Here is a 13,099-nt window from a genome sequence, read left to right as displayed (position 1 = left end):
TAATAAGGTGCTATTGTTTAATAACAGTTTTAGTATATGATTATATGTTTCATTATAACTATTGTCTCAAAAATTTGAAATTGATTGTTTACGTTAAGTAAAATCTGGTTTCAATATCATTAAATATTATTTCTGTTTTTATTTTTGCTTAATCAACATTTTTATTTAAATGATTAAACATTTTTTTTCTGTAGTGACGTTTGGATTTTTCTATCTCCTTTCATTACTACCATTCTGGTTGCTGTACATAATGGCTGATATTATATTTGTAATACTCTATTATATCTTCAGGTACAGACGTAAGGTGGTAGATGAAAATCTATTTTACGCTTTTCCCGAAAAAACAGAAAAGGAGCGGACATCAATCCGTATTAAATACTATCGTTACCTGACTGACCTTATAGTGGAGAGTTTAAAACTATTAACTATTTCTGAAGCTGAAGTAAAAAAAAGAGTATATGTTCCTAATGCGGAGTTGATTACAGATTATTTTGCTGGAGGTCAAAGTGTTTTGGGCATATTGGGACATTATGGCAACTGGGAGATGGGTGCCCTGCGATTCAGTCAGCTATTCGTTGAGCGGCGTGTTATTGTGTATAAGCCCTTAAGTAATAAATTCTTCGACAATATAGTTATTCGGATGCGGTCAAGGTTCGGAGCAACTTTAGTAGAGATGAAGAGTACTATGCGTAAACTCATTAGCTATAAAAATGAACGTACAATTACTGTCCTTGTTGGAGATCAGACCCCGTCTAAGCCGGAAATAAAATATTTTACTAACTTTTTAAATCAGCAGACAGCGGTATTTCTCGGAGTAGAGAAACTGGCAAAACTCACGAATAGTGTTGTCGTGTTTTGTGATGTCAGAAGAATTCGTAGGGGATATTACCAATGCACGTTTATACCAATGTTTAAAAACCCGAAAGAAACGAATACGTATGAGATTACTCACGCGCATGTAAAGTATCTGGAAGAGGTCATCAAAGAAAAACCCGAGTATTGGTTATGGTCACATAGAAGATGGAAATTTAAACCGGAGGATATGGTTTAATCATTATATGTAGTTTTTACCAAAATCTTATTTCCGATTGTATTTTATAAATTTGTTACATGGTCAATTCAGAAAATATTGGTGATTTTTATAAGAGAGTACCACAGGCTAATCCTTATGGATTGTCGCTGAACAATACCGGGTCGGGACATTTTAATGTTTTCTCGCGTGAAAACTGCTCTATAGTTACACCTTACAGAAGGCGTGATTTTTATAAAGTAACACTTCTTATCGGCCAGGGAAGATTATTTTTTGCGGACAGATGGGTTTTAATAGATAAACCTGCCTTACTATTCTCTAATCCGCTCATCCCGTATTCGTGGGAGGGGGATGCACAGGGGCAGCTTGGTTGGTTCTGTTTATTTAGTGAGGCATTTCTCACGCCATCAGAACGCCTGGGAAGTTTGCATGAATCTGCTTTATTTAAAATTGGTGGTAACCCTGTTTTCTTTGTTAATGAGGAACAGCAAGATGAAATATCAGTTATCTTCAGGAAGATGATGCAGGAGATGGAGTCGGACTATGCACATAAGTATGATGTTTTACGTAACCTGCTTCAGTTGCTTATTCATGAGGCCATGAAGATAAACCCCATTGGTAATTACCAACGCCATCACAATGCGGCAGAGCGGATCACATCGCTCTTTATTGAACTTATGGAGCGTCAGTTTCCGATCGACAGTCCCGGCAGCTACCTTAAAATAAAAACACCCAAGGACTATGCTCTTCATCTGTCCGTCCATGTTAATCATCTGAATAGGGCGGTAAAGGAGTTTACAGGAAAAACAACGTCAGACCACATCGCTGCAAGGCTGATTACGGAAGCGTGGGCACTATTAAAACATAGTAACTGGAATATTTCAGAAATCGCTTACAGTCTGGGTTTTGAGTACCCACCATATTTCACGAATTTCTTCAAAAAGAAAACTGGTGTTTCACCAAATGAAGCCAGGAAATCATTCGTTTAAATACAGCATTTTAAACCTCAATATGCTGTTTTCGGTACTGACTAGGAGTAATTCTGCTGACGTCTTTAAACTGCTTGCTAAAATGAGCCCAGCTATTATATCCGCTTTCGTAACAAATATCTAAAACTGGTTTATTAGTTTCCCTTAGTAATTTACAGGCATGACCAATTCTAATTTCTTTGATGAACTCAAAATAGCTCTTCTTAATATTTCTCTTAAAAAACCGGCAGAAAGTTGGTATGGACATGCTCGTTATTCCGGCAATCTCCTGTAAAGAGATAGGATTCAGGAAGTGTTTAAACGAGTAATCAATAATTTCTTCGATAACTGAATTTTCTTCGCCCCCGGTCATAGCGTCAAAAGCCTTAGTGATAATTTTGTATTCGGGGGATACACTTATTATTTGAAGGCAAGTAATTAAAAGTAACAGGCGGTCAATTCCTTCAGTATATTCTAGTTTCCTGATTAGTTCTTCAATTGAAATCAAAAGTTCGTTTTGCAGTTGGATACAGGTGTCTTTATTATCCAGATATTTGGATATGTTTTTTAATTCTGGCAGGTCCAAAAATACACGTCCCAGGAAATCCTTCTTAAAATGAATAACAATCGCGCTTCCAACCGTCTCCTGGTTAGATTTGCGGAACCAGTGTGGTAGATCTGGACTGAGGAAAAAGATATCGCCCTTTTTATAATCCCCAATATAATCACCAATTAAAGCTGTACCATTTCCAGCGGTTATCAATATAAGCTCACATTCGAGATGTTTGTGCCAGGCAGTCTCAAAGTCAGGAGTTTTGTAGGTGCGGCAGGCGAAAGAATTATATTCTTCAATGTGTATCTTCTGTATCAGTGTCCTCATATATTCAAATGCGTTTAAAAAGCTTAATTAATAAAGGGTGATTTATCAACTATCTGCTCATAATATTAATGATTTTGCCTGAATAATGATCAGATAACATATTTTTTTTAAAATATACCAGTTGAGTTGAGGCTTTTTTAATCAGTAGATTTAAAAAACCAAATAAGCTTGTATGTATAAAATTAACAATCGTTGATCATGGGAAATCAAACATTTGATGCTATCGTTATAGGTTCCGGCATTAGCGGAGGCTGGGCAGCTAAGGAACTTTGTGAAAAAGGACTTAAAGTTCTGATGCTTGAAAGAGGCGGACCTTACGAACACGTCAAAGACTATAAATCTGCACAAAAGAACCCCTGGGAATTTGAACACCGTGGTGGTACTACCGCTGAGCAAAGAAAAAAATATCCGGTAATACACCGGGGTTGGGCGGCATCCGAGGGAGTAATGGACGGTTGGGCGAACGAAACAGACTGTCCTTACACAGAGACTAAACCTTTTACATGGTGGAGAAGCTATAGAATGGGTGGACGCTCAATTTTATGGGGAAGACAATCTTACCGCTTAAGTCCCATGGATTTTCAGGCTAATGAAAGAGAAGGTGTAGCCGTCCCCTGGCCAATTGGATATGAAGAAGTTGCGCCGTGGTATGACTATGTAGAAAAATTTGCTGGAATAAGTGGTTCGGTAGAAAACATCGCGCATTTACCGGATGGACATTTTTTACCACCAATGGAATTAAACTGCGTAGAAAAAGATGTAGCCAAACGGCTTAAAGCACATTATAAAGATAACAGGCACCTTATTATAGGAAGAACGGCGAATCTTACTGCTGAAATTCCTGGAAGAACCAAATGTCAGTTTAGAAACCGTTGCTGGGAAGGATGTCCTTTCGGTGGTTATTTCAGTACTCAGTCTTCTACTTTACCCGCAGCAATGAATACCGGGAATCTTACAGTAAGACCCTATTCATTGGTAACGCAGATCCTATATGATAAAGATACGAAAAAGGCAAGGGGCGTGGAATTGCTCGATACCGAAAATAACCAGACTTATGAATTTAACAGCAAGATAGTTTTTCTTTGTGCTTCAGCTCTAAATTCAGCATGGGTCTTATTTAACTCTGCAACTGATATCTGGCCAGGAGGTTTAGGTAGCAGTAGTAATGAATTGGGACACAATATTATGGATCATCACTATAATATTGGCGCTCAAGGAACGGTTGAAGGGTTTGAAGATCAATATGTATTTGGAAAACGTGCAAATGGGTTCTATATCCCGAGGTTTGCAAATCTCTCCGGAGATAAACGAGATTACCTGAGAGGATTCGGTTACCAGGGAAGTGCGAGCCGGGAAGGGTGGAGCAGGGAAGTTGCCGAATTAAATATTGGCGGAAATTTTAAAGATGCACTGACAGAACCTGGTAAATGGACAATTGGTGCTACTGCATTCGGTGAGATCCTTCCGTATCACGAGAATAAGATCACTCTTGACCCTAATAAAAAAGATAAATGGGGTTTACCAGTACTAAATATGGATGCCGAATTAAAAGAGAATGAATTGAAAATGCGCAAAGATATGCGCAAAGAGATGGAGGCCATGTTCGATGTCGTAGGAATAAAGAATATAACGAGCTGGGATGGTGGACATGCTATGGGACATGGAATTCATGAAATGGGCACAGCGAGAATGGGCCGTGATCCTAAGACATCAGTTTTGAATAAATGGAATCAGGTCTGGGATTGTAAAAATGTATTTGTGACAGATGGCTCCTGTATGACTTCTTCTGCCTGTCAGAATCCATCTCTTACCTATATGGCATTAACGGCGAGAGCTGTCGATTACGCTGTTAATGAACTCAAAAAAAATAATCTCTAAGTATATGGATAGAAGAGAACTTTTGAAAATGATAGCAGTTGTGACAGGTGGTGCACTGATTGGGGGAAGCTCCCTATTAACCGGTTGCGAAAGACCGGGAACCTATACTAAACCCATCGGATTGTTTAAGCCTGAAGATCAGGAATTCCTGGATGAGGTTGCTGACACCATCTTACCTGCAACTCAAACTCCTGGTGCTAAATCTGCTAATGTGGGATCTTTTATGGCACTTATGGTGACCGACTGTTACGAAGATATTAACCGGAAGATTTTCTATGATGGAATTGACCTGCTGGACACGGCTTCGGAAAAAGTAAACGGCGTGGTGTTCATGAAAGCTACTCCTGAACAGCGGCATACTTTATTGGTTCAATTGGATCAGGAAGCCAGAGAACATCAGCAGAAAATGAAAGAACAAAAAGATCTGCCTGCACATTATTTTACGATGATGAAGCAGCTGACCCTGGTCGGATACTTTAGCTCTGAAACTGGGTGTACAAAGGCGTTACGTTATACCCCTGTTCCTGGGCGATACGACGGATCTGTACCTTATAAAAAAGGTGATAAAGCCTGGGCGTAAACCAGACTCAAAATATATCCTTTGAAAGCTCAGCATCCCGATGGGATCTGAGCTTTTTTATTGAGAGTAAATCAATTTAGATCTTCAAAATATTAGGATTTTCAAATATAAAACCGATCTTAAGCCAAGCTTTGCATGCAAATGCGCCAATATAAACTTATGAACCCTTTTAGATTCGCGAGATTTACCTTTTTGGTAATTTTTCTTGTTCTATTCTTTTCTCATGTAGTGTTTTCTCAGGAAAAGGACCCCCGGATAGCTATTATACCCGTACCGGCAGAGATGTCTGTAAAATCAGGTTCTTTTATTATCCAAAAGAGTACACACATCTTTTACGATTCTGCAGTAAGTCATCAGAGCCATACTTTCTTTAATCAATATTTAAATCTTATTGCCGGCTTCCGTCTTGGAACCACCACTTCAGCCGACACTCACGGTAATATTGAATTGCGAGTAGATTCTAAAATGGTTGTGCAGCCGGAGGGATATAATTTACAAGTGACCGATAAGCGTATAATAATTACAGGACACGATCCCGCCGGTACATTTTATGGCTTGCAGACTTTACAGCAATTGTTGCAAAAAGACAAGAATGCACAAATATCCGTTCCCCTGGTGACCATTAATGATTATCCAAGATTTACTTACCGGGGTATGCATCTGGACGTAAGCAGACATTTCTTTCCCGTATCTTCAATTAAGAAATGGATTGACGTACTGGCATTATACAAAATAAACACTTTCCACTGGCATTTAACGGATGACCAGGGCTGGCGGATAGAAATAAAACAATTCCCAAAACTTCAGGATATTTCCAGTAATCGTTCAGAGACGATTCTCGGGCATAAAAGATCAGATCCGCATATTTTTGATGGAAAACCGTACGGTGGATACTATACACAGAATGAGATCAGAGAAATTGTCAAATATGCTTCCGACCGCAACATCACAGTTATTCCTGAAATTGAGATGCCGGGCCATGCACAGGCCACACTCGCTGCGTATCCGGGGTTAGGATGTACTGGCGGACCTTATCCAACAGCAACTTACTGGGGTGTATTCGAAGACGTTTACTGTGCCGGTAAAGAGGAAACATTCGATTTTCTTGAAAAGGTACTCGATGAGGTACTTTTACTTTTTCCATCAACATATATTCACATCGGAGGGGATGAATGTCCTAAAACAAGATGGCAGAAATGCCCGTCGTGTCAGAAACGAATTAATGATGAAAATTTAAAGGATGAGCATGAACTGCAGAGTTATTTTATCAGGCGAATAGAAAAATATCTTGCCGGCAAGGGACGTAAGATAATTGGATGGGATGAGATTTTAGAAGGAGGGCTTGCACCTTCGGCAACTGTGATGAGTTGGAGAGGACTCGAAGGAGGAATTGCTGCAGCGAAGATGAAGCACGACGTAGTGATGACTCCTGAAAAATTTGTTTATCTGGACTACTATCAGTCGCTTTATGAAAACGAACAAGTTGCAGCAGGAGGGTATACCCCCCTTTCAAAGTTATACGGATACGAACCAATACCGGCCGAATTAGATGAAAACGAAGCTAAATATATAAAAGGAGTACAGGCTAATCTCTGGTCTGAATATATCAATAACGATCAGAAGGCAGAATATATGATGTTTCCGCGTATGCAGGCGTTGGCTGAAATAGCATGGTCCGGTAAATCTCAGCGGGATTATCCAGGTTTTCTGAAAAGATTAAGATCACAGGAACATATCCTGCAGACTCTTAATGTAAACTATTTCAGACATTTTGATGAAATCAAAGGCCAAACAGTTTTTAAGGCAAACAAGCCATTCTTGAGTTTGCAGACGGATTTGCCTGGTGCAGAAGTAAGATATACAACGAATGGAGATATACCAGGGCGGAATAGTTTTTTTTATACAAAACCGATTATTATCAACAGGAGCCAAACGATACGGGCAGCGGTATATGGGTCGGGAGCTGATTCTACGAGAGTATTTACGCAAAATTTCAATATCAATAAAGCTACTGGCAGGAGTGTACGACTCTCAAACCCCTCAGCTGGAAATTTCACACCTGAATATATGGGTGTTCTTGTTAACGGGATTACTGGAAGCCCATTGTATAACGATGGGGAATGGACTGGGTTCAGCGGAGATGATCTAATTGCTACCGTAGACCTTGGAAAGCGAGTAAGCGTGTCTGTAGTCGGAATCAGTTTATTAAAATACCATTGGCAAAAAATGTGGGAGCCTGATCTTCTGACTTTTGAAGTCTCATCGGATGGAAAAACCTTCACCGAAGTATTCAGACAGCAAGAATTTAAAAATGAAGGTGTCAATACAGTAAGAGCCAGGATAAAGCCTGTATCAATACAATACGTTAGGGTAAAAGCACGCAATAAAGGAACTATTCCTGAAGGATCTTATGGTGCAGGGGGAAAAGCAATGTTGCTTGCAGATGAAATTTATATCAACTAATTGAAAATATGACTATTATAATTGTTCTTTTAAGTATTTTATTACTGATCGTAATGGTTTCTGCCTTGCGAATCAACGCATTCATCTCTTTCCTGGTAGTGTCTATTCTGGCAGGCATTCTCCTTGGCATACCTCTGGGTAAAGTAACTGCTTCTGTCGAGAAAGGAATGGGAGATGTTTTGGGTTCTTTGGCCATCATCATAATTATCGGTGCAATGCTCGGCAAGCTGGTTGCTGAAAGTGGGGCAGCTCAGAAAATCGCATCGGTTATGATGGATATCTGTGGTGAAAAGTACATCCAATGGGGTGTAGTTACTACAGGTTTTCTAATTGGAATACCATTGTTTTATGGAATTGGATTTGTGCTGATGATTCCACTTATATTTTCGATTGTTTATAAGTATAAGCTCCCTGTAATTTACATCGGTTTACCGATGCTTGCTGCGTTATCTGTTACACATGGCTTTCTACCGCCACATCCGTCGCCATCGGCACTGGTCATCCAGTTTAAAGCGAATATGGGGTTGACGCTTTTATACGGACTGATCGTCGCGATACCAGCTATTGTTATCGGGGGACCTGTTTTCTCCAGGGTATTAAAAAATATACCATCTAATCCGTTAGCGTCATTTGTACCCGTAGAAGTTCCTGAATCATCCCTGCCTGGTACTTTCAACAGCTTTTTTACTGCGCTCTTACCGGTTCTCCTTTTATTGGGTGCAACTGTGTTTGCTTTGATTCCAAGCTCCGATCCGGCAGTGGCAGAATTCTTTGCATTTGCGGGTAGTCCAACTATTGTAATGCTTATCGCTTTGTTTTCTGCCACATTAACCCTTGGCGTATTTCAAGGTAAAAAAATACCATATATCATGGGGATTTATGTTGATGCGATAAAAGATGTTGCAATGATCCTGCTTATTATAGGTGGGTCTGGTGCACTTAAACAGGTATTGGTAGATAGCGGGGTAAGCGAACAGATTGCTGTTTTACTAAAGGATTTGCACATGCAGCCTTTGTTTTTAGGCTGGATGATCGCTGCCATTATACGCTTCTGCGTTGGTTCAGCAACTGTTGCAGGATTAACGACTGCCGGAATTATACTGCCCCTGATGAATACAACCCATACCGATCCAAACCTGATGGTTCTTGCTGTTGGCGCTGGTAGTTTAATGTTCTCTCATGTCAATGATTCTGGATTCTGGATGTTTAAGGAGTATTTCAACCTAAGTATGAAGGACACTTTTAAATCCTGGGCAGCAATGGAATCAATTGTTGGTGTAGTTGGCTTATTGGGTGTACTTTTACTAAATCAAATACTTTAGATATATTTTATGGAAAATTTTAATGCAGACGAACAATTTGAAAAATTAGGTTTGGTTTTACCTCCAGCCCCGACTCCACTGGGTGTTTATAAACCTTATCTGATAGATGGAAAATATCTTTATTTATCGGGACATGGGCCGGTAAATCCAGATAAAAGCCTGATTATTGGTCGAATCGGCGATGATATTAATCAACAGGACGGGAAATTGGCTGCCAGACAGGTTGGACTGACTATGCTTTCAACTATTAAAACGAATTTAGGTAGCTTAAATCGAGTAAAGCGGGTTATCAAGGTTTTGGGCATGGTTAATTGTACACCGGATTTCGAAAAGCATCCTTTTATTATTAATGGCTGCAGCGAACTTTTTGCACAGGTTTGGGGTGAAGAAAATGGTATCGGTACAAGAAGTGCCGTAGGATTTGGGTCTTTGCCCGATAATATCCCTGTTGAAATTGAAGCATTATTTGAACTGCACGACTAAATATCTATATGTTGGAAGAGAAACCCTGGTACACTATTACTAACATCGCACAGCTGGATTCTCCTGCATTAGTATTTTACGCGGATCGGATTACAGAAAATATAAAGCGGTTAAAACGAAATATCAAGGATATATCGAGATTAAGGCCGCATGTTAAGACGCACAAATCTGCAGCTGTGACCTTGTTAATGATCGATGCAGGTATTACTAAATTTAAATGTGCTACAATTGCTGAGGCCGAGATGCTGGGTATGTGTAAGGCACCTGACGTTCTATTGGCATATCAGCTTACCGGGCCGAAAATAGACAGGTTTATTAAATTAATCAGGTCTTATCCTGACACACAGTTTTCCTGTTTATTTGACAATGAAATTTCAATCGTGGAATATGCTGCTGCCGCAATAGCTGCCGGACTTGAACTGAACGTTTTTGCTGACCTGAATGTAGGAATGAACCGCACAGGGATTTCACCCGGAGAAGCATGCTTAGAAATATATAAAAAGGCCTTTGATACACCCGGTCTGATCGTTAAAGGGTTTCATGCATATGACGGGCATATTCACGACGCATCCTATGAGGTAAGAAAGGAAAAGTGGCTGCCAATCTGGAGAACCTTGTGTCAAATGGAAAAACAAGTGCTTGATTCAGGGATGCCGCGGCCTGTAATTATAGCGGGCGGAACCCCGACTTTTCCTTTTTATGCCGGGGAAGATTTTGTAGAATGCAGCCCGGGAACTTTTATACTTTGGGATAAGGGCTATCAGGATGCTTTTGCAGAACAGTTATATTTAACTGCAGCAGTAGTAATTACGAGGGTTATTTCTCTGACACAAGACAACCTTGTGAGTCTGGATCTCGGTCATAAATCGATCGCTGCAGAAAATCAACTGGAGCGAAGGGTCTTCTTTTTAAATGCGCCAGATGCCGTATTTGTGAGCCAGAGTGAGGAGCATCTGGTTCTTGACCTGGGTGCTAAACATGGGTTTTCTATAGGTGATGTATTATATGGATTACCTATTCATATTTGCCCTACTGTCGCTTTATATAACTATGCCAGTGTCATTTATAATCAGGAAATTAACGATGAGTGGGAGATAACTTCCAGAACTAGAAAAATCACTATTTAATCAGAAGTATGTTTACTATCGATGCACATTTAGATTTGAGTATGAATGCCCTGGAATGGAACCGTGATCTGCGTTTACCGGTAACATCCATTAACCAAAGGGAAGAAGGCTTATCAGATAAACCTGACAGGGCCAAGGCAGTAGTGTCTTTGCCAGAATTAAGGAAAGGAAAAATTGGACTTGTAGTAGCGACACAAATCGCAAGATATGTGGCACCTGACAACCACCTTCCTGGCTGGCATTCTCCGGAGCAGGCCTGGGCACAGACCCAGGGCCAGCTTGCCTGGTACAACGCTATGGAAGACAGTGGAGAGATGGTGCAGATTAATAACCTTGAGCTTTTGAACGAGCATATCTCCCGATGGACGAACAATGAACTTTCAGATGCCAGTAAACCAATAGGCTATATACTTAGTCTGGAAGGTGCAGACTCTATAATTAATATTGACTATTTGCATAAAGCGCATGCTAAAGGCTTAAGGGCTGTTGGTCCGGCGCATTATGGCCCCGGGAGATATGCCCAGGGAACAGATGCTACAGGTTTAATGGGGCCGAAAGGGCATGAGTTGCTTCGTGAGATGGAGAAGCTCAATATCATTTTAGATGCGACGCATTTATGTGATGATAGCTTTTGGGAGGCGCTTGATCACTTCAATGGTCATATATGGGCGTCACACAATAATTGCCGTTCACTCGTTAATCACAACCGTCAGTATAGCGACGAACAGATTAAAGCATTAATCGAGAGAGGAGCCGTAATCGGGCTTGCTTTAGACGCTTGGATGATGGTTCCTGGATGGGTAAGAGGGCAATCAACACCCAGGGGGACTGGATGCAATCTCGAAGTAATGATTAATCACCTTGACCATATTTGCCAGATCGCGGGCAATACTTTACATGTGGGCGTTGGATCGGATCTCGACGGTGCTTTTGGCAAGGAGCAGTGTCCATATGATATCCAGAGCATAGCTGATTTGCAGAACATCCCCGCTATAATGGAAAAGCGCGGTTATACACAATCAGATATAAACAATTTAATGCATGGTAACTGGTTAAGATTCCTGAGAAAAGCCTGGAGCTAATTTTTATACTAAAACTTATTAATAAACGCCGGTATTCTTTTTTAAACAAGATGCCGGCGTTTGAATTTTATAAGGTTTTAAAACAAGTTTAGCTTGTTGTTTGATTATTATAAATATCTGCTTGATTATTATAAATGCCGCTATTCGTTGTATTGTACTTTTGAGTCATTGATTTACCCGGCCAATTAAGGATGGGAAATAATCCGCAGAATTCGAACAAATAATAATTATCAATTATGAAATACAGAAAATTAGGTAAGACAGGAGAAGAATTATCATCATTGGGTTTAGGTTGCATGGGAATGAGCTTCGCTTATGGTCCGGGAGACGACAAGGAAAGTATTGCGACACTGGAAACGGCAATAGATCTTGGAATCAATTTCTGGGATACAGCTGATATGTATGCTAATGGAGCGAATGAAGAGTTAATTTCGAAAGTATTGGTGCCGAACCGGAATAAGGTTTTTATTGCAACCAAATTCGGATTTCGTTATAAGGAAGATGTCGTACGACCAGGGAACAGTAATGGGACGTATTTCGATGGTTCACCTAAGTGGCTGAAACAAGCAGCTGAAGCTAGCTTAAGGCGCCTAAATATCGATGTAATTGATCTGTATTATGCGCATCGTATAGACCCGAATGTCCCGGTGGAGGAGATGGTCGGCGCGATGGCAGATCTGGTGACAGAAGGGAAAGTTCGCTATCTTGGATTAAGTGAAGCGTCTCCGGCCTCCATTCGTAAGGCACATGCAACACATCCGATCGCAGCTTTACAAAGTGAATATTCATTGTTCACCCGCGATGTCGAAGGAGAGATCTTAAGCACAGTGCGCGAACTGGGGATCTCATTAATTCCATATTCTCCATTAGCAAGAGGTTTAGTAACTAGTACTTTACAGGTTGAAAATCTCGATGATACAGATTTTAGAAGATCTTTGCCACGTTATCAAGGAGAATTTGCTGAAAACAATAATAAATTGGTGCAGGAATTTGCAGTCATTGCGCGGCATAAAGATTGTACACCTGCGCAACTTGCTTTAGCCTGGGTACTTGCTCAGGGTGAAGATATTATCCCGATTCCGGGAACAAAAAAACGAAAGTATCTACAGGAAAATGCAGGCGCAGTTGATATTTCATTGAACGGTGATGACTTAGCCAACATCAACCAGCTAATTAAACGTTATCCAAATGTGGGGGCACGCTACAGCGAAGGAGCGATGAAATTAGTTAACAATTAATCACTTATTTGACAACCCACAGCTGATTCATATAGAGCAGCTGTGGTT

Annotated in this window: 11 protein-coding genes; 10 read left to right on the top strand and 1 reads right to left on the bottom strand. The window is 40.4% G+C overall.

The window, feature by feature from the left end; all coding sequences use genetic code 11:
• Positions 1-169 precede the first annotated feature (169 nt).
• Together BLR53_RS03020 and BLR53_RS03015 are read left to right on the top strand one after the other, a co-directional pair.
• The gene (locus BLR53_RS03020) at positions 170-1,051 is read left to right on the top strand and encodes a lysophospholipid acyltransferase family protein (protein WP_074587019.1); all 882 of its coding nucleotides are present in this window, start codon (positions 170-172) and stop codon (positions 1,049-1,051) included.
• A 59-nt stretch (positions 1,052-1,110) separates the two neighbouring features.
• Positions 1,111-2,019, top strand: a complete 909-nt coding sequence (locus BLR53_RS03015; RefSeq protein WP_083331977.1) for a helix-turn-helix domain-containing protein — start codon at positions 1,111-1,113, stop codon at positions 2,017-2,019.
• Positions 2,020-2,029: 10 nt separating this feature from the next.
• Here BLR53_RS03015 and BLR53_RS03010 read toward each other — a convergent pair whose 3' ends face one another.
• The gene (locus tag BLR53_RS03010; protein WP_074587016.1) at positions 2,030-2,878 is read right to left on the bottom strand and encodes an AraC family transcriptional regulator; all 849 of its coding nucleotides are present in this window, start codon (positions 2,876-2,878) and stop codon (positions 2,030-2,032) included.
• 198 nt (positions 2,879-3,076) lie between these two features.
• Between BLR53_RS03010 and BLR53_RS03005 the strand changes: the two genes are divergently transcribed.
• The 8 genes from BLR53_RS03005 to BLR53_RS02970 all read left to right on the top strand — a co-directional run bounded on the left by BLR53_RS03005 (position 3,077) and on the right by BLR53_RS02970 (position 13,051).
• On the top strand, positions 3,077-4,756 hold the full coding sequence (locus BLR53_RS03005) for a GMC oxidoreductase (protein WP_074587014.1): 1,680 nt from the start codon (positions 3,077-3,079) through the stop codon (positions 4,754-4,756).
• Between the two features lie 4 nt (positions 4,757-4,760).
• Positions 4,761-5,336 (top strand): gluconate 2-dehydrogenase subunit 3 family protein, encoded by a 576-nt coding sequence (locus tag BLR53_RS03000; RefSeq protein WP_074587329.1) that lies wholly within the window; start codon positions 4,761-4,763, stop codon positions 5,334-5,336.
• 159 nt (positions 5,337-5,495) lie between these two features.
• Entirely contained in the window at positions 5,496-7,799 is a 2,304-nt protein-coding gene (locus BLR53_RS02995; RefSeq protein ID WP_074587012.1) for a beta-N-acetylhexosaminidase, read from the top strand.
• An 8-nt stretch (positions 7,800-7,807) separates the two neighbouring features.
• On the top strand, positions 7,808-9,121 hold the full coding sequence (locus BLR53_RS02990) for a gluconate:H+ symporter (protein WP_074587010.1): 1,314 nt from the start codon (positions 7,808-7,810) through the stop codon (positions 9,119-9,121).
• Positions 9,122-9,130: 9 nt separating this feature from the next.
• Positions 9,131-9,604 carry a RidA family protein gene (locus BLR53_RS02985; protein WP_037440079.1) on the top strand — a complete coding sequence of 158 codons (474 nt, stop codon included), beginning with the start codon at positions 9,131-9,133 and terminating at the stop codon, positions 9,602-9,604.
• Between the two features lie 8 nt (positions 9,605-9,612).
• A complete protein-coding gene (locus BLR53_RS02980) occupies positions 9,613-10,731 on the top strand; it encodes a D-TA family PLP-dependent enzyme (RefSeq protein ID WP_176763505.1) in 1,119 nt (372 codons plus the stop codon).
• An 8-nt stretch (positions 10,732-10,739) separates the two neighbouring features.
• Positions 10,740-11,813 (top strand): dipeptidase, encoded by a 1,074-nt coding sequence (locus tag BLR53_RS02975; RefSeq protein WP_074587008.1) that lies wholly within the window; start codon positions 10,740-10,742, stop codon positions 11,811-11,813.
• A 236-nt stretch (positions 11,814-12,049) separates the two neighbouring features.
• Complete coding sequence (locus tag BLR53_RS02970) at positions 12,050-13,051, top strand: aldo/keto reductase (RefSeq protein WP_074587006.1); 1,002 nt, start codon at positions 12,050-12,052, stop codon at positions 13,049-13,051.
• Positions 13,052-13,099 lie beyond the last annotated feature (48 nt).

The sequence above is a fragment of the Pedobacter antarcticus genome, assembly GCF_900103515.1.
Classification (GTDB): domain Bacteria; phylum Bacteroidota; class Bacteroidia; order Sphingobacteriales; family Sphingobacteriaceae; genus Pedobacter; species Pedobacter antarcticus.
Note: the sequence above shows the minus strand (reverse complement) of the source record. Positions and strands in the feature narration are given on the sequence as shown.

Excerpts from the sequence above, each read along its gene's own strand:
- BLR53_RS03020 (WP_074587019.1), top strand. The coding sequence starts at position 170 with ATGATTAAACATTTTTTTTCTGTAGTGACGTTTGGATTTTTCTATCTC.
- BLR53_RS03015 (WP_083331977.1), top strand. The coding sequence starts at position 1,111 with ATGGTCAATTCAGAAAATATTGGTGATTTTTATAAGAGAGTACCACAG.
- BLR53_RS03010 (WP_074587016.1), bottom strand. The coding sequence starts at position 2,878 with ATGAGGACACTGATACAGAAGATACACATTGAAGAATATAATTCTTTC.
- BLR53_RS03005 (WP_074587014.1), top strand. The coding sequence starts at position 3,077 with ATGGGAAATCAAACATTTGATGCTATCGTTATAGGTTCCGGCATTAGC.
- BLR53_RS03000 (WP_074587329.1), top strand. The coding sequence starts at position 4,761 with ATGGATAGAAGAGAACTTTTGAAAATGATAGCAGTTGTGACAGGTGGT.
- BLR53_RS02995 (WP_074587012.1), top strand. The coding sequence starts at position 5,496 with ATGAACCCTTTTAGATTCGCGAGATTTACCTTTTTGGTAATTTTTCTT.
- BLR53_RS02990 (WP_074587010.1), top strand. The coding sequence starts at position 7,808 with ATGACTATTATAATTGTTCTTTTAAGTATTTTATTACTGATCGTAATG.
- BLR53_RS02985 (WP_037440079.1), top strand. The coding sequence starts at position 9,131 with ATGGAAAATTTTAATGCAGACGAACAATTTGAAAAATTAGGTTTGGTT.
- BLR53_RS02980 (WP_176763505.1), top strand. The coding sequence starts at position 9,613 with ATGTTGGAAGAGAAACCCTGGTACACTATTACTAACATCGCACAGCTG.
- BLR53_RS02975 (WP_074587008.1), top strand. The coding sequence starts at position 10,740 with ATGTTTACTATCGATGCACATTTAGATTTGAGTATGAATGCCCTGGAA.
- BLR53_RS02970 (WP_074587006.1), top strand. The coding sequence starts at position 12,050 with ATGAAATACAGAAAATTAGGTAAGACAGGAGAAGAATTATCATCATTG.